Genomic DNA, 17079 nt, shown 5'->3' with positions numbered 1-17079 from the left:
AAGTATCAAAGAAGAATTTTCTAAAAGGTGCTATTGAGGCAATACTTTTTGTTAGTGGTGAACCAGTAAGACTGAGAGACTTAGCCATAAACTTAGAAACAACGCCTAAATATTTGGAACAAGTAATTGGTGAATTAATGTTGGATTATGAAATCGAAAATAGAGGAATAAAATTAATAAATATTAATAATACATATCAATTAGTTACCAAATCAAATTACAGCGATGTAATACAAAAATTATTAAAGAAAAATAAGAGACAATCTTTAAGTCAAGCTTCGCTAGAAAGTCTTGCAATTATAGCATATAAACAACCGATTACAAGAGTAGATATCGATGAAATAAGAGGCGTTAAATCTGAGAGCGCTATTCAAAAGTTATTAGAAAGAGAAATTATTGCTGAAGTTGGTAGACTAGAAGTTCCAGGAAGACCAATTCTTTACGGGACAACTGACGAATTCTTAAGACAGTTTGGTGTAAGTTGCTTAGACGAGTTACCTAGTTTAGATTTGTATTCTGACTTTGAAATAGATGAAAATATAGAAGAAGAATAAAGAGTTCCGCAAGCGGATCACTTTATTCTTCTTCTATTTCAATTTCTTCAATTTTTTCTGTTATATTTATATCCACCTCTTTTTTTGGAAATAAATCTTTAAATAATTCAATAACTTGTGGAACAGTATCGACAATTCTATCGTAAGTATTATCCTGTTCTACGGGTAAAAGTCTAACTGAATTTTCTCTTACTACCAAAAATGCAACTGGTTTTATAGTTACACCAGCTCCTGAACCACCACCAAAAGGGTAATTGATTTCAAAATCAGATGAAATCCCTGTTTTTGAATCAAATTCTGTACCTCCCGATGCAAATCCAAATGAAACTTTTGATATTGGAATTATATAAGTTCCATCTCGTGTCTCTACAGCCTCTCCAATAATTGTATTTACATCAATCATATCTCTGATGTTTTCCATAGTTGATTTCATTAAATTTTCTATAGGATGTTCTTTATTCATATTGTTCCCCGAAAAGGGACACCTCCTTTGATTTCAAATAAGATAAGATAAATAAAATAGTTATGTGTATAATTTGCACTAAGGAAATATAAATTATACATTCAAATTTAAGTGCAAAGTCCATTTTTTTTTGTAAAAGCGGATTAATTATTAGATTAGATTTTTTATAATCGAAAAAAATTTTTGAAATTTTGAATAAAAAAGCTGCAAAAGTAGAAAATAAACCATAAGAAATTGCAGTTAATGCAGCATCACCTAGGGAATAGTTTATAAATCCCTCTAATTTAACCTTAGGTTTTCTTTTTATTTTATTTATTGATCCTAAAAATTGGTTAAGAAAAACTTTAGATTTGAAAAATTCAAAAATTTTTTTATTTCGATTGGTTTTTTTCTTAGAAGTAGGTTTTTTAAATAAATTTTTATTAAAAACTTTTATTATTTTTTTATTTCTAGTAATAGATACTTTGAATTTAATTGGAATTTTGAAAAAAAGAATAAATAAAATTAAAACAATAAAAATCAATACCATATTTTATCCTCCAAATTAAGTATTGACCTTTTAAAGAAAAATATACTAATATTTTAAGAATATTGGCAAGAATAATAAAACCAATCTAGATACAAACTATATAATGAGAGGTGAAATTATTATGAAAAAGAAAATTTGCTTAATTTCAACACTTTTATCTTTTACAATCATATTCAATAGTACAATTCCAGTTTATGCCAAAGGAGAAGGAAAACTAAGAGTATCCGCGAGGCATGCAATAGCTTATAGTAGAAAAACAGGACAAATTCTTTTTGAACAGAATGCTTATCAAAATGTACCTATAGCAAGCACAACTAAAATACTAACTGCTTTAGTGGCTATCAAAAGCTCAAATCTTAATAAAGAATTTTTAGTAAGTAAAAACGCAGTATCTGTCCGAGGGTCTAAAGTAGGTTATAAAGTTAATGAAAAGATTAAATTAGAGGAGTTACTTCATGGGTTACTTTTCAAATCTGGGAATGATGCGGCAATTATCATAGCAGAAGGAATTTCTGGAAGTGTAGAGGAGTATTGCAAGTTAATGAGTCATTATTCAATAAGTCTAGGCGCTATTGATTCGCACTTTACTACACCACATGGATTAGATGAAAAAGAACATTACTCTAGTGCTTATGATTTAGCATTAATAACTTCTAAGGCTATGGAAAATGATGTATTTAGAAATATAGTAGCAAAAAAGGAGATAAGTAAAAATAATTTTAGTAGGTCATATAATAATATAAATAAGATACTATGGAAAATTCCTCAGGCTAATGGTGTTAAAACTGGTTATACTGGAGGAGCAGGAAAATGCTTAGTAACTTCTGTAAACTGTAATGGAGATGATATTATAATAGTAGTTTTGGACTGCCAAGATAGATGGAATCAAACAGAAAAAATATTTAATTTTGTAAGGGATAACTCTAATTCTAAAGCTATGGATATAAATACATATGTAAATGATAATAATATTGTAAAAGCTTATAAAAATAATATTGAATCAGAAATAAAATTATTAAATAAAGCTCTATAAAAAGGTTATTTGAAAATTAACACATTATTTTAAATACATTTAATTATTCTTGTTAAAATGGTGATAAGAGGTGATTTTATGTATTTTGATGAAGTTTACTTTAGTAACTATGGAATAATAGTGGCGATAGTATTTTATATTATAAGAGTCTATCCTAGTTATATTATGGCTAAAAGAGCAAGATTAAAGCATTCATGGATGATGTGTATTCCTTTTCTAGGTGAACTTGAAATGCTTCACTTAGCCGGTTTTTCATTTTGGTATTTTGTTTTGATGTTTATACCATTTATAAACGTAATTTTTTCGATAATAGTGTTTTATAAGATAATGAAAAACTTTGGATTTGGATTAATTATGACAATTTTAGGAATAATTTTTTCATTTATTGCTTTTATTGCGTTTTGGTATATTGTACTTAGTGATAAAGAATTTGTTGGGAATATACCAGATGAATTCAAAGAATAAAAAGGCAACCAGAGTTGTCTTTTTTTATATATCTTTCAATAAGGGGGAGGAATATGAAATAATTCGAAAATAGAGATGAAAATAAATTAAATTTGGTAATTAGAATAATAAAATTTATTACTACTATATTGCTAGCCTATATTATTTATGAAGTAATTTTCTCAGATTGGCTTTCAAGAAAAATTCATTTCTTGATATATATAATGTTATGGTTGTACCTTGCTTATTTTATACTACCTATGATTACTCGGTTTATAACAAAATTTTATTTACCAGACTATTTTATAGGAAGAACTAAAACTAATGATGGGTTACTAGGAGATCCAATAAATTTAGCCTTTTATGCGAAGGAAGAAGAGATAATTGACGCTTTTCTAGAAAGTGGATGGCACAGAGCAGATGATTTAAACTTTAAATCATCTATAAAAATTGGATTTGCAAGTATATTATCAAGATCATATAAAAATGCACCAGTTAGTTCACTTTATCTGTTTTCTAGAAAGCAAGATTTGGCTTTTGAAAAAGAAATACATGGTAATCCAAGAAAAAGGCATCATATAAGATTATGGAAAACTCCTAAAGATTGGTATCTTCCAGGTGGTATGCAGGCAGATTGGCTTGCTTCAGCTACTTTTGATAGAAACGTAGGGTTATCACTCTTTACAGGACAAATTACACATAAAATAGATCCTAATGTAGATGAAGAAAGAGATTTTGTTATAAAAACTCTTTATGATAATTCAGTAGTTGATAAAGTTGATGAAGTTACACACTTTACAAGTAGTTACCATGGACGAAATGGTGGTGGAGACAGAATTTATACAGATGGATCGTTACCATTTATAACAATAACAGATAAAAAGCATGAATAATTAAATTCATGCTTTTCTTTTATGAGTAAATTTAAAGTAACAATTAGTAGGTAATTTAATAATTTATTAGTATAAATAATTTTGGGAGCAATGTTATGAAAATTACTAAGTGTATTGATTCTGGAAGTGAATATTGTCCATGTAATTTAGCTCTTTGTGGAGAATGTTTATTATGTTCGCAGTTAAAAGGAGAAAAATTTTGTGATTGTTGTAACTGGAATGGGGTATGTATATATCAAGAATTTATATCTAATAATTCCATGCCAAAAGAAGGAAGGAAAACATATAAGTCTAAAATTTTAAAAAAGGTATTTATTGAAAAAAATTTGTTAGAACTTGAATTAGAAATAACACACGGACTTGCAAATTCATTAATTAACCCTGGAAGTTTTATATTTATACTAGACGAAGATAAAAATTTTTATGACATTCCAATTTCGGTAATGGAAACTGATAAAGAAAAAAATACAATTAAAATACTAATTGAGATTAAGGGGATTAAAACAAAAAGAATTTTGAATAGTCTAGATAAGGATGAAATAAAGATAAAAGCACCTTATTGGAACGGAATATTTGGTGTTGATAATATAATGAATTTGAAGGAGTCTAAAGCTATTATTATAGCAAAGGGCATTGGTATAGCACCTATCGTTCAGGTTATAAGAAAACTTAAGCAAAACAATAATGAAATAATTGTTTATGTTGATACTAATGATACAAAATATAACTTTTTAGAAAGTGTTATAGAAAAGTATGATTGTAATTTAAGTAAAATTACTATTATGAATAATGGGAACTTAACTGAAGAAATGAAATATATTCTAAAAGACCAAATAAAAAGTAATATTTCCTTAATTTATACCGCAGGTGCAGATATATTAACAAAATTGACTATTGATTTCGTAGATAAAGAGGCAACTAGAAAAATTAAATTAGCATGTTGTAATAATTTTAAGATGTGCTGCGGAGAGGGTATATGCGGTGCATGTACAATACGATATAAAGGTGGTGTGGTTAGGCGCTACTGTAAAGAACAGGTAGAACCACGAGAACTTTTTGAAGGGAGAAGATATATATGAAAGTAGCAATTATAGGTGGTGGATGGTCAGGAGTAGCTGCAGCTATTTCAGCTAAAAAAGCTGGTGCAGACGTTTATTTATTTGAAAAGACTGATCTTCTTTTAGGACTTGGTAATGTTGGTGGTATAATGAGGAATAATGGTCGTTATACTGCTACAGAGGAGTTAATTGCACTTGGTGCAGGGGATTTGTTTAAGATTACTGATGAATGCTCAAGACATAAAAATATAAGTTTTCCTGGACACGAACACGCTTGGTTATATGATGTAAATGTAATAGAAGGTGTAGTACGCGATTACGTAAACTCATTAGGAATAAATATATTAATCCAAACTAGAGTAAAAGATGTAAATTTTGATGGAAAAAATATTAAAGGGATTTATTACGATGATGATGAGTATTTAGAGTGCGATGTTGTTGTTGAGACAACAGGATCTACAGGACCTATGGGTAATTGTTTAAAATATGGGAATGGATGTTCTATGTGTATATTACGTTGCCCGGCATTTGGGCCAAGGCTAAGTATAAGTGCAAGGTGCAATATCGAAGATATTCAAGGGGAAAGGGAAGAGGATAAATTAGGGGCATTCTCAGGTTCTTGTAAGCTTGCAAAAGAATCATTATCTAAAGAAATACAAGATAAATTAAATAAAGATGGGGTAGTAATTTTAAAAATACCTGCAGAGGATATTAATTATTCAAAACTTGAAACTAAAGTTTGTCAACAATATGCATTAAAGGAATTTGCTGAAAATATAATCCTTTTAGATACAGGACATGCTGTATGAACAAAAAGACAACCTTTTTCAGGTTGCCTTTTTTAGTTAGATCAATCATTATATTCCTCTTGAAACTCTCTTGGAATATCTCCAACAAACCTGCGGTCTGAAAGGACAATAAACCAAAAAGTAATGAAGGCTACGAAAGAAAAGATTACACCTAAGATTGTCATACCTATGCCAAATCCAAAGTTTCTCATTATTCTATAAAATACTATTATCATAAAAATAATATTTACGAATGGTATTAGCATTAATATAAAATACCAATAAGAAAACCCTGCTAGATGTAAGATTTTAAATTCACCTAGGATAGGAATCCACATCATCCAAGGATTTTTTAATCTTGCTCTTTTAGCCATTACATAACTAGGATAAACTCTAACTAAGTAATAAATTAGTCCCACGATAAGACCTAGACCGCCTAAAGCTATACCGCTTGTGGCAGCATAAAGACCATTAAAAAAATCCATACATATCACCTCAGATATAGTTTATCCTGTTTTAAAAAATTTATTATGCATTTAATAAATCAAAAGCTCCAACAAAATTAATTTTAATTTTATCATCTCCAAGCTCATCAGGAGGGAAGTAATAAACTTTATCTATAAGAGTATTAATTAATTGTTTTTGCTCTGAATGTTCTAATTTATCTATATAGCTGCATTTACTAATTAAAGTTTCAACTAGTGAAAATTCTAATTTATTATTTTCATTTTCTAAATTTTCTTTTTTTAATACATTAATATTATTTTCAATTATATTGCATTCTTTTTTTAGTTCTGTAATTTTGTTAAATAAAACATCAGTAATTAAATCGTCATGATCTTTAGATAATTTATCTACTAACACATTAATCTGAGAATTCTTTTCTTCTATTTGCTTATTTAAAGATAATAATTCATTATTATTATCTTTAGAATTTATATTTTTTAAATTTGATAAAAATAAATTTTTATTATAACTAAGGTTTTTTAGTGTTTGAAGTACAGCTTCTTCAACTCTCTCAAGCTTAACATTTTTAACATCACATAATTGCTTTTTAGAAACCTTTTTAAGATAACAATTATAATATAAGTGTCTTTTACCTGTTTTAGGTGAAACATTACCATGTTGAACTATTAATCTTGATTTACAACTACCACAAAAGATTTTGCCAGTTAAAAGTGAATTGTGTGTTTTGCCAAGACGTGGAAAAGTATCTCTATTCTTATCGAACTGATATTGAACTCTAAGCCATAGTTCAGGCTCTAAATAACCAATTACACTACTAACTGCTGCAAACATCTCAGAAGGGCTTTTATTAGCCTTAGTTTGTTTACCATTCTTATGTACTGCTTCTGTTTTATTATAAGTTAGTAGGGAGTGTTCATTATCAATTTCACCATAGACTTTACAGCCTTTAGTTTGAAGATAATCAATAACACTACTATTAGCCTTAACATAGATAGTATTTTGAAGAACTAATTTTAATGTACTCTTTTCAAACAATCTACCTGAAGCAGAACGGATATTATTTTGATGTGTATAAACCTCTAATTTATGAAGGCTTCCAAGTTCTAAATATTTTTCATATAAAAACTTAACAAACTCTAGATCTTCAGTGTTATGGACTAGGGAAGTTTGTTGTCTTTTTTTACCTTCATCATCATAAAAATAAGACTTTTCAGATTTAAATCCTAAAGGAATCTTACCACCTGTCCATTTACCGTTCTTAGCCATTTCAAGCATATTATCCTTAACACGTTCTGCTATAGTTTCTCTTTCAAGCTGGGCAAAAACAGATGCAATATATATCATAGCTCTCCCCATAGGAGAAGAGGTATCAAATTGTTCTTTTATAGATACAAAATCCACCTTATTTTCTTGAAGAGTTTCAAGCACAGAAGAGAAGTCAGAAACATTTCTACTAATCCTATCTAGTCTATAGCAAATAAGAAGATCTATTTTTTTATTTCTAGCATCGTTCATAAGCTTTTTAAACTCAGGTCGGTTTATATTTCCACCACTAAAGCCTTCATCTTCGTAGATAATAAACTCAGCATCTTTATTTATATGAGCTTGTACATGAGCTTTACACATTTCTATTTGGTTTTCTATTGAGTCACCTTTACCAGTGAATTTAGATTTCCTACTATATATTGCAACAATCATAAATTAACTCCTTATTCATAACAGCTAGTACACTATTATTATATTTATCTTCTTTAAGATATATTGATATTAACTTATATTTTATGATTTCTTCTGTCACATTAAAATGGAGTGAGAGTCCATATATAGTATTGATATTTTGTAGTATAGCTCCAAGTATTTCTTTATCATCAATTAAATAATTAGCAGCCCAACGTCTAGCCCTAATCTCTTGACGTGATTTATTTAATTGGTCACTATAAGTAACTGCTTCAGCAGTTAAATCACCAATAGAAGTAAAGTGGTGTCCTAGCTCTTCAGCTAAAACCGATATGTATTTTTTAGTATCAGATAGGATAGATATATTAATGCCTATTGTGGGATTTATACCTGGTACTTTAAAATAAATACCTTTAATGTTTTCTTTAAAACTAATTTCTTCAAGTATTATTTGTTCTTTTTCTATTAATTTGTAAATGTCATTTAAATTTCTCATTTGTTCCTCCTAACAAAGTTATGTAAAAATTATATCACAATACAGGAACGTATGTTCTGGAGGTTAAAGATTTTTAACAATTTTAAAATATAATATTAAAAAAATAAGATGAAGAAAGAAATCTTCATCTTATTCCAATTAAAGTTAAATTAATAAATATATTTTAAACAGCTTGTTCAATATCATATTCTAAAGAATCCCTGTATTGTTCAGCGAGCATTGTAACTGTAAATTCAGCAGATGGATCAATTTTTTCTACTAAATCTTTTAGTGATTCAATATCTGTTCTAAAAAATTCCTTTCTCAAATTAATCTTATTAACTCTTTGTTTATCTAAAATTTTATGTAAATTATGTTCTAAACCAACTGCATCTTCAGAAAAAATAAAACTATGGACATCAAAAGAGAAAGGTACAGATGCATTACTCAATTCATTAATTCTATCCATTGGCTCTAGTCTTCTTGTCATACCTACCTTAAATACATTTTCACCAAAAGAACCTAAATTACTTATTATATAAACATAACCAGCTTTTCCATTTTGTCTACTAATAATTTCATCTTTCTTTTCTTCAACTTTATTTAATTGGTTCTGTAGTTCATAGATTTTGTTTTGAAGTTCTAACAATTTATTTTCATCATCAGATTGTATTATTTGCTCTTGTATCTTACAGATTTCGTTTTTATATTTTTCTTCCTCTTTTTCAACTTGTTTCTGTTGTTTAGCTAAAATTTTTCTTTCTTCGGCTTCTTGTTTCATTTGTTCTCTAATAGCAGCTTGTTCTTCTTTTTCACGTTGTTTTTTTTGATAATATTCATATTCAATATTTATACACTGGATGAATAGGTATTCAATTTCGTTTATAAATTTTGTAATAGTACTTAGCAACTGTTTATTTCCATCATTAGCAATAGATAAGTATTTTTGTGTAATAATTTTTAAATCACTAATTGATTTATCTAACTTATCATATCTAAGATTTGAAAGTATATTTTGGAGCTCTGCTCTTAGTGCTATAACCATTAGTCTATAAATAGTTAAATTGGATTTAGTAGTGTATCTTTTTTCGTATTGCTCTAATACTTTATCGATTGCTTTATTTGTAATATTTAATTCTTTTCTTAAGGATTTGACATCCATGCTATGTAATTTCAAGGTTACCGTAGGAGCTAAGTCATCATATAATTCAATATTACTTGATGATAAACTAATCTCTTGGATGTTATCATTGAATATATCTAATTGGGGATATTCATTAATAATCTTCTGAATAGCTAAATATAATGGTTTTATTTTAGATAATTTTTGGGAATCTCTTAGTATTTTATTTTTAATTTCCATAGACTCATCATGAAGAGAGTTCTTTTGTATCTTTAGTTCATCAATATTTTTATTTAAACTAATAATTTCTTCCTTAGATTTAAGCTTCCTAGTTTCTAAACTAGCCAGATCCTGCAAATCAATTATATTTTTTTGATAACTTTCAATTGACTCCTTTTTCGAAATTACTAATTCTTCAAGTTTTTTTAACTCATCAGTTAAGTTTAAATAATTTAATTCACTTTTAGTTAATTTAAGTTTTTCTAATTCTCTTTTTAAATTGTTATTTTCTTCTTGTAGTATAGCTAATTTTTTCTTGTTAAATAAGTCCATAAAATACTCCTTCTGATGTTAATTTATATATATTTATAGATATATTACCAAATAGCAAAATAAAAAAATAATGGTGTAATTTTACACAATTATTTTTTTTCATACTTACTTTTTACATATTCAATAAAATTTTCTATTTCTTTTTTTGCTTCGTCAGGTAATTCTGAATCTATACCATCATCGTTATGCAATGCAATGGTTACTTGACTACTCTTAATTAAATCCTCTGCAGATTCTTTTATATCAGTTTTTCCAATTAAGTAATCAACAGACACTTTAAAGTATTCAGCAAACTTTTTTAAAATCTCAGTATCTGGAACTCTTCTGTTTTTTTCATACATACCGATTGAACTAGGAGAGATATTTAAAAACTTCGCTAATTGAGCTTGTGTTAAATCTTTATCTCTTCTTAAATTTTTTAATCTATCACCAAACAAAAAACTCACCAACTTTCTTATTATATTTTACACAAATAGTGAATAAAAAGCATTAATACTCACGAAATGTAAAAAAAAACTTGAAAAAACACAATATCTAAAGTATAATTTACTCAAGAATATTTTCACACTGTGTGAAGGAGGCGTGTATGAGTAAATTACAGCTATTTAGAATAAATCAAAAGCTTAATCGCGTTGATATGGCAAAAAAGCTTGGCGTATCAGAGTCGTATTATACTAAAATAGAACTTGGTATAAGAAATCCAAGCTATAATTTTTTAGTTAAATTCAAGTCAAATTTCAATTGTAAAATAGATAATATTTTTTTTGATAAATAAAAACACATTATGTGAATAATAATATTATCCCACGAAAGGAGAAAAATATACATGGCAAAGCAACCAACAAAAGCAGCACAAAACGTGTATTGCAAAGCAAGGAAAGAAGCATCTAAATTTAATTCGAAGTTAGCAAGTAGAGAAGGAGCTTCAGAAATTTTAGGTATTTCAAAGGATTCATTAACTGATTATGAGTTAGATCTTTGTAAAGTTGTTCCTGTAGATAAAGTCGTTAGAATGGCTGATGCATATAATGCACCACACTTACTTAATAATTATTGCTGTAATGAATGTCCGATAGGTAAGAGAATTACTCAACCTATAGATTCAGAAAATATAAATAATCTTTATAAGTTTGCAATTAATGCAACTAATGACTTAGAAAATAGCAAGAATGTACAGAGAACTTTATTAAAGATAGTTGAAGATGGAATTATAGACGAGTCAGAGCAGGAAGAACTAGAAGTTATAATTGCTTTTTTCACAAAATTAGAGCAAAGAGCTGCAGAGCTTAAGATATTAGCTGAAAAATATTCTATTAGATAGTAACAGATTTATTAGTAAATCATAGTTTAAATGAAGGGGGTGATTTAATGGCAGGAAAGCTATTAGTTGAAGTTAATTTCCCAGAAGATATGTCAATTATTGAATCAAAAATGGCAGAAGTTTTAGCAGATATAGTTGTTAAAAAATATGGTCCTGATAAGTGTAAGAGAATAGCTGATGAAATGCAAAAAAGAATACAAAAGGATATGTAGTATTCGAATGATAATAGGCTAAAAAGCCTTTAAAGCATTGAATTAACATAATGAAAGTTAGGTGATTGATATGAAAATAATAACGTTAGAAGAAGCTATGCTTTTAGCAAGCAAAGGATTTTATCTAACTGTGAAAAATGGACATGTTATGTCAGTTTGTTAGGAGTTTGTATGGATAAGAATTTAGAAATAATTATTGATGAAATAGTTAGAAGATATTTTAGTGGAATGAGCTATAAGGAAGCTTATGATTCTGTAATTGAGGATATAAAAAAAGATGGCCAAAGCCACCTAATTTATATCAAGCACCTTAATTATATCATAAATTCCTCAAAGGAGGTAGTTAAATGAAGTTCACTTTTATGGGATTTTCACAATCAAAGGCATTAGAGCTTGGTCTAGATGATAAAGATCTTGCGATATTAAGATACTTTATTGATTTTAAAGATAGTGGCTCTATGACTATAAAAATTATTGATGACAAGCCATATTATTGGCTAAAATACGAAACACTTTTAGCTGAACTACCTATACTTGGTATCAAGTCTAAGGATGTATTAAGAAGAAGATTAAAAACATTAGTAGATGCTGGTGTTTTAGACTTTGAATTAGTGAAAAAGGGAGGAAGTTTTTCATTTTATGGCGTTGGAAAAAGGTATAAAGAGTTAATAGCATCTGATACCCAAAAGCAACCTACTGAAAAGTCGGACCCGTCCTACTCAAAAGTCGGACCCCCTCCTACTGAAAAGTCGGAACAAAATATTAATCTATTAAAAGACCCATCTATTAAAAATATATATAGTGCTTGTGAAGAAATAATTGATTATTTAAATCTAAAAGCTGGTACAAGATATAAACCAAATAGTAAGAGCACTATAAAAAATATAAAGGCAAGACTAGAAACTGGTTTCACAGTAGAAGAATTTAAGATGGTTATTGATAACAAGGTTAAAGATTGGAAAGGTACTTCTTACGAAATGTATTTAAGACCTGCAACACTATTTAGCGAAAGCAAGTTTGAAGGGTATTTAAATCAAAGAAGGATTGAAGAAGTTAAACCAAAGGAAATAAAGCCAAGATCACTAAATGAATTTGAATTTGATGATTAAGAGGAGTTAATGATATGAAGGAATTACCAAACAACATAAAAGCAGAAATTGAGGTATTAGGATCAATACTTTATAACAATAAAAATTTAATCGAGTGTATGGAAAAGTTAAGTGAAAAAGACTTTTACCTAAGAAAACATAAAATTATTTTTAAACATATGAGTAAACTTTTTGCAGAAGGGAAAGAGATTAGCTTAGTAACATTAACTGAAAGCGTAGGAAGAAATAACTTAGAAGATATCGGAGGAGTTTCTTACATAGCAGATCTAATTGAATCAGGAATGAATATTCAACTAGAAACTTATATAAAAATAATTAAGGATAAATCATTTAGAAGAGCTGCAATAACTGAAATGAATAAGTCAGTAATTCAGCTTTATGATGAAAATAATAATGCTAACAAGATTATAGGTCATATGCAAGATAAGTTAATGACTAGCAATCACACAAACAAATCAATTACTAAGGATTCAGATTTACTAGCTAAAACACTTGATGAAATTGAAAAGAGAGCTGCAAATGGTGGAGAGATACCTGGTATAAAAACTGGATTTAATATTTTTGATAGAGCAACAAACGGATTAAAGAAAGGTGAGCTATTTGTAATAGGTGGTAGACCTTCTATGGGTAAAACATTAATTGCATTAAATATGGCAGATGGTATGGCTAAGAATGGCTATAAGGTTGGACTTATTGAAATGGAAATGACAGAGGAAGCGTTAGGAATGAGAAGATTAGCTTATAACAGTAACGTTGAAGTTCAGAAGCTACAAGTTGGGAAGCTAACTGATAACGAATTACATAAAGTTAGCCAAGCGTTCAATGATTTATCAAGTAGAGATAATATGTTTACGGATTGCTCAGACTACCAAAGCATCATAACAATAAAAGCAAAAGCTAAAGCAATGAAACAAAGTACAGGATTAGATGTTTTAATCATAGATCATTTAGGACTTATGGATATCACATCTGGAGATAATAGAGCTTATGCTATAGGAGAAGTTACGAGACAACTTAAGCTTTTATCAAAAGAGCTTGATATAAATATTATTTTATTATGCCAATTATCCAGAAGTGTTGAACAGAGATATGATAAAAGACCAATGCTATCAGATCTAAGAGAGAGTGGAAATATAGAACAGGATGCCGATTTAGTTATGTTTGCTTATAGGGATGCATATTATAATGCAGAAACAGAAGATCAAAACATAATGGAATGGATAATTGCAAAACAAAGAAACGGTAAAACAGGAACGCTTAAATTTGCTTACATAGACAAGCTACAAAAGATTGGAAACATAGATTGGAGGTAGTAAAAATGAATTTATTAAAGAAATACACACCACATGAAATGATGGAAATGACAATTAGTGATATAAAGCGTAGACAAGCTAAAAGAGAAAAGGAAATCAACGAGTATCAGTTTACAGTTAGCGATACTATAAAACGTAAATGTGGAATGAGAAGAAAGGGCAGTGCGTGTTAGGTGATATTATGAAGGATTTATATATAATTGATTGGTTTGGAGAAAAAGATGGCAAGAATGTTGAGAATAGAGTTTATGTAATCTCAAAATCTTGGGAAGCAGCAAAGGACAAAATAACTAAAGTCCTTACGCGATCAAATATAACATTAAGAAGATTATGTCTAGTTGAAAACAAAATAGCATATGAAGCAGAGTAGGGAGTTGATTAAATGAATAATGTATTTTTAATAGGGAGATTAACAAAAGATCCTGAATTAAGATTTACTGCAGGAAAGGGAACTGCTGTAACGAGATTTTCTTTAGCTGTAACAAGGAAATCAAATAAAGATGAAGCGGACTTTATTAATTGTGTAGCCTTTGGTAAAAATGCTGAGAATATAGCTCAGTATTTAACTAAAGGAAGAAAGGTAGCAGTAGCAGGAAGTATTAAAACAGGATCATACGAAAAGGATAGCGTAAAACACTATACAACTACAGTCGTAGCAGATAGATGTGACTTTTTGGATTTTGCAAAGCAAACTGATGATGCAGCAAATGCAGTTCAATCAAATTTTGAAGATATGACACCAGTAGATGATGGAGATATGCCATTTTAGAAATATATTCTTAAATAATATCCTCGTATAAGAGGATAAAATAAATAAAAAAACTAAAGTAACTTATAATATTGTAAAGCAATAAAAATAGAATTATTACTTCACAATGTAAATATATGACTAAAAATGTTCTTTTAAAATTCAATACTACGATAGTATAATATTAGATAATAAAGTTTTGATAAATTAGTAAAACTTTAAATTATTTTAAAAAGAGAGGGCGTTAAAATGGATTTATTAACATTTTTGTTTTTAGACTCAAATGGAAAATTCCAATGGGCAAGTATAGCAGCATTTATATCATTAGGTGTCGCTATAGCTGCTTATTTAAATAATAAGAAAATATTGAATCAACAAAGAGAATTAAATGAAGAGAATTTCAAAGGAAATATTGTAGCAAAAGCTAGAATAGATTGGATACAGGAAGTAAGAAAAAAAAGTGTAGATTTTATTTCATCATGTCATAAATTATTAGCTTATATGAAGAATACGGAGATATCAGATGATAAAGTAATAGATGGTTTAAAAGCAGATATTGAAAATAATGCAACGCTATTAATACTCTATTTTGGTCCAGATAAAGGAAAAAATAAAAATAATGATTTTATTATTTATTTGATTTCGTTACTAAGCGAGAAAATTATAAATAAGGAAAACTATTATGATAAGGAGCACATTCTAGAGTTAGATGATAGTATTGACGTATTAAGAGACTTTTTGAGAATTTATTTTAAAGCTGAGTGGAAACGAGCAAATAGAGAAATACCTGCTGAAAGAGTTCAATCATACCTTGAAAGTCATAAATATTATAGGAAGATAATGAAAATTTATGCATATGGATTTGCTTGTCATGAAGAAGGTGTAGAGTGTTTTTATTCACAGTTAGAACGTAAAGCTAATCAGGATTAGATTATAATAGATAATACATTTTTGATAGCAATCTTCATACCGTACTATTTGTAAGAAAAATAGACGGTATTTTTTTATTAATAATAGGCAGTAGTTTTGAAAAAGATGCTAGTGATAGGGGATAAAAGTAATAAATAATTATATATAGAAAACTGCTTGAAAGATTTTTCTAAAACAAAGAAAGTATTACATAGTTATTAATAACGTAAATTGATATATTACTGGCAATGATTTTCTAGCCAGTTAAAGTGATTTGAAAGGAGATAATGATGAATAAACAACAATTTAAAAAAGTAGAAAATGCATTATATAGCTATAACTTAGTCAAGATGGCAATAAAAGGTCAGTTAGAGGAACTGGAGAGACTTGAAATAGAATATGAGGGATTTTCAGCAATAGGTTATGAAGAAAGAACAGGTCAAACATATAAAATAACTTCTTCAGTTGAAAATGAAGTTTTAAATAAAGAAAGAAATTTGAAAAGATTAGAGAAAAATATTATTGCAAATCAAAAAATTATAACTATGATTGATAATGGTATGGAGTTATTAAGTTCTGATGAAAAAAAGCTAGTTGAATTAAAGTATTTTACAAGAGAGAAATTAGGCTGGGAGCAAATAGGAATGAGATTAGGGTTTAGTGGCGACTACTGCAGGACTAAATTAAGAGATAAAATTATAGATCATATGCATTATATGTTATTTGAAAATCCATATAAACAGTATAGTTTTGATGACTTTAATTAGTAGATACGATTTTTTAGTATTATTTATTTTGTATGAGTACATAAGTAGAACAACATATAATCGGATAGAAGTGTTAATATTATATTGTAGAAGTTATGATTTCTCATTAAACCCTTAAAGCATTTAGATTAGTTAAAGAATTAATCTAAGTGCTTTTTTATTTTGGTGTGGTTAGGTGTGTATATTAACCCAAATCAAAATAAAAGGAAGTGAGATTATGATGAAACCACCTATTTCAAGAATGGGAGGAAAATCTAAATTAAGAAAAACAATTATAAATAAAATACCTGAACATAAATGCTACATTGAGTTATTCTTTGGTGCAGGCTGGGTCTATTTTGGAAAAGATAAATCGAAAGTTGAGGTAATCAATGATATTGATAAGGAATTAGTTAATTTATTTAAAATGATAAAATATCATGCACCAGAAATAGAAAGATTACTTGAGTATGAGTTTTCAGGAAGAGATATTTTTGAAGAATATAAAAATTATAAAATTGAATATTTAACTGAGATTCATAGATCAGTAAGATTTCTATATTTAATTAGTCAAAGTTTTGCTTCAAAAGGAGATAACTATGGCTACGGAACTACTTATTATATTGCTCCCCTTAATAGTTTTGGGAACTTCAATAGTATAAAG

General features: G+C 28.1%; 24 protein-coding genes and 1 pseudogene. 18 read left to right on the top strand and 7 right to left on the bottom strand.

Features of this window, described 5'->3' with window-relative positions; translation table 11 throughout:
• Positions 1–554 (top strand): SMC-Scp complex subunit ScpB (gene scpB / locus M4I33_RS13325; RefSeq protein WP_257917259.1); only part of this gene is annotated, 554 nt, incomplete at its 5' end.
• A 22-nt stretch (positions 555–576) separates the two neighbouring features.
• Here the strand turns inward: scpB and ytfJ are convergent.
• Together ytfJ and M4I33_RS13315 are read right to left on the bottom strand one after the other, a co-directional pair.
• Positions 577–1017, bottom strand: a complete 441-nt coding sequence (gene ytfJ, locus M4I33_RS13320; protein ID WP_257917258.1) for a GerW family sporulation protein — start codon at positions 1015–1017, stop codon at positions 577–579.
• Entirely contained in the window at positions 1010–1546 is a 537-nt protein-coding gene (locus M4I33_RS13315) for a DUF2953 domain-containing protein (RefSeq protein WP_257917256.1), read from the bottom strand. Before M4I33_RS13315 ends, ytfJ begins: the two co-directional genes overlap by 8 nt.
• Positions 1547–1667: 121 nt before the next feature.
• On the opposite strand from M4I33_RS13315, the gene M4I33_RS13310 reads away from it, so the two are divergent.
• From M4I33_RS13310 to M4I33_RS13290, 5 genes and pseudogenes are all read left to right on the top strand, one after another.
• Entirely contained in the window at positions 1668–2579 is a 912-nt protein-coding gene (locus M4I33_RS13310) for a D-alanyl-D-alanine carboxypeptidase family protein (protein WP_257917255.1), read from the top strand.
• Between the two features lie 78 nt (positions 2580–2657).
• Complete coding sequence (locus M4I33_RS13305) at positions 2658–3044, top strand: DUF5684 domain-containing protein (RefSeq protein WP_257917254.1); 387 nt, start codon at positions 2658–2660, stop codon at positions 3042–3044.
• Positions 3045–3247: 203 nt separating this feature from the next.
• Positions 3248–3916, top strand: a complete 669-nt coding sequence (locus M4I33_RS13300) for an LssY C-terminal domain-containing protein (RefSeq protein ID WP_257917253.1) — start codon at positions 3248–3250, stop codon at positions 3914–3916.
• A gap of 95 nt (positions 3917–4011) precedes the next feature.
• Positions 4012–4995, top strand: a complete 984-nt coding sequence (locus M4I33_RS13295) for a sulfide/dihydroorotate dehydrogenase-like FAD/NAD-binding protein (RefSeq protein WP_257917252.1) — start codon at positions 4012–4014, stop codon at positions 4993–4995.
• A pseudogene (locus M4I33_RS13290) lies at positions 4992–5777 on the top strand (FAD-dependent oxidoreductase); the annotation flags it as partial. The gene M4I33_RS13295 and the pseudogene M4I33_RS13290, both read left to right, overlap by 4 nt.
• 47 nt (positions 5778–5824) lie before the next feature.
• On the opposite strand, the gene M4I33_RS13285 reads toward M4I33_RS13290, so the two are convergent.
• The 5 genes from M4I33_RS13285 to M4I33_RS13265 form a co-directional block, all read right to left on the bottom strand.
• A complete protein-coding gene (locus M4I33_RS13285; protein ID WP_257917251.1) occupies positions 5825–6247 on the bottom strand; it encodes a DUF5684 domain-containing protein in 423 nt (140 codons plus the stop codon).
• A gap of 43 nt (positions 6248–6290) precedes the next feature.
• Positions 6291–7928 carry a recombinase family protein gene (locus M4I33_RS13280; protein ID WP_257917250.1) on the bottom strand — a complete coding sequence of 546 codons (1638 nt, stop codon included), beginning with the start codon at positions 7926–7928 and terminating at the stop codon, positions 6291–6293.
• The gene (locus M4I33_RS13275) at positions 7909–8403 is read right to left on the bottom strand and encodes an ImmA/IrrE family metallo-endopeptidase (protein WP_257917249.1); all 495 of its coding nucleotides are present in this window, start codon (positions 8401–8403) and stop codon (positions 7909–7911) included. Before M4I33_RS13275 ends, M4I33_RS13280 begins: the two co-directional genes overlap by 20 nt.
• 163 nt (positions 8404–8566) lie before the next feature.
• Positions 8567–10057 carry a GIY-YIG nuclease family protein gene (locus M4I33_RS13270; RefSeq protein ID WP_257917248.1) on the bottom strand — a complete coding sequence of 497 codons (1491 nt, stop codon included), beginning with the start codon at positions 10055–10057 and terminating at the stop codon, positions 8567–8569.
• Between the two features lie 89 nt (positions 10058–10146).
• On the bottom strand, positions 10147–10503 hold the full coding sequence (locus tag M4I33_RS13265; RefSeq protein ID WP_374707715.1) for a helix-turn-helix domain-containing protein: 357 nt from the start codon (positions 10501–10503) through the stop codon (positions 10147–10149).
• A gap of 140 nt (positions 10504–10643) precedes the next feature.
• Here M4I33_RS13265 and M4I33_RS13260 point away from each other — a divergent pair, with 140 nt between their 5' ends.
• The 12 genes from M4I33_RS13260 to M4I33_RS13205 all read left to right on the top strand — a co-directional run.
• Positions 10644–10832, top strand: coding sequence for a helix-turn-helix transcriptional regulator (locus tag M4I33_RS13260; protein WP_257917246.1), 189 nt, complete (start codon positions 10644–10646; stop codon positions 10830–10832).
• Between the two features lie 51 nt (positions 10833–10883).
• Positions 10884–11378 carry a helix-turn-helix transcriptional regulator gene (locus M4I33_RS13255; RefSeq protein ID WP_257917245.1) on the top strand — a complete coding sequence of 165 codons (495 nt, stop codon included), beginning with the start codon at positions 10884–10886 and terminating at the stop codon, positions 11376–11378.
• Between the two features lie 47 nt (positions 11379–11425).
• Positions 11426–11590 carry a hypothetical protein gene (locus tag M4I33_RS13250; protein WP_257917244.1) on the top strand — a complete coding sequence of 55 codons (165 nt, stop codon included), beginning with the start codon at positions 11426–11428 and terminating at the stop codon, positions 11588–11590.
• Between the two features lie 171 nt (positions 11591–11761).
• Positions 11762–11941: a hypothetical protein gene (locus M4I33_RS13245; RefSeq protein WP_257917243.1), complete on the top strand. Its 180-nt coding sequence runs from the start codon at positions 11762–11764 to the stop codon at positions 11939–11941.
• Positions 11938–12699 (top strand): conserved phage C-terminal domain-containing protein, encoded by a 762-nt coding sequence (locus M4I33_RS13240; protein ID WP_257917242.1) that lies wholly within the window; start codon positions 11938–11940, stop codon positions 12697–12699. Before M4I33_RS13245 ends, M4I33_RS13240 begins: the two co-directional genes overlap by 4 nt.
• Before the next feature lie 14 nt (positions 12700–12713).
• Positions 12714–14012 (top strand): replicative DNA helicase, encoded by a 1299-nt coding sequence (gene dnaB / locus M4I33_RS13235; protein ID WP_257917241.1) that lies wholly within the window; start codon positions 12714–12716, stop codon positions 14010–14012.
• Positions 14013–14017: 5 nt separating this feature from the next.
• Positions 14018–14185 carry a hypothetical protein gene (locus M4I33_RS13230; protein WP_257917240.1) on the top strand — a complete coding sequence of 56 codons (168 nt, stop codon included), beginning with the start codon at positions 14018–14020 and terminating at the stop codon, positions 14183–14185.
• Between the two features lie 8 nt (positions 14186–14193).
• Positions 14194–14382 carry a hypothetical protein gene (locus tag M4I33_RS13225; protein WP_257917239.1) on the top strand — a complete coding sequence of 63 codons (189 nt, stop codon included), beginning with the start codon at positions 14194–14196 and terminating at the stop codon, positions 14380–14382.
• Positions 14383–14394: 12 nt separating this feature from the next.
• Entirely contained in the window at positions 14395–14781 is a 387-nt protein-coding gene (locus M4I33_RS13220) for a single-stranded DNA-binding protein (protein ID WP_257917238.1), read from the top strand.
• A gap of 228 nt (positions 14782–15009) precedes the next feature.
• Positions 15010–15690, top strand: a complete 681-nt coding sequence (locus M4I33_RS13215) for a hypothetical protein (protein ID WP_257917237.1) — start codon at positions 15010–15012, stop codon at positions 15688–15690.
• Positions 15691–15959: 269 nt separating this feature from the next.
• Complete coding sequence (locus tag M4I33_RS13210) at positions 15960–16436, top strand: RinA family protein (protein ID WP_257917236.1); 477 nt, start codon at positions 15960–15962, stop codon at positions 16434–16436.
• Positions 16437–16653: 217 nt separating this feature from the next.
• A partial coding sequence (locus M4I33_RS13205) for a DNA adenine methylase (protein WP_257917235.1) occupies positions 16654–17079 on the top strand: 426 nt, incomplete at its 3' end.

The organism is Clostridium sp. LY3-2 (genome assembly GCF_024705715.1).
In the GTDB taxonomy this organism is placed as follows: Bacteria; Bacillota; Clostridia; order Clostridiales; family Clostridiaceae; genus Clostridium.
The sequence above is the reverse complement of the archived record's forward strand: the minus strand, read 5'-3'. Positions and strand labels throughout refer to the sequence as shown.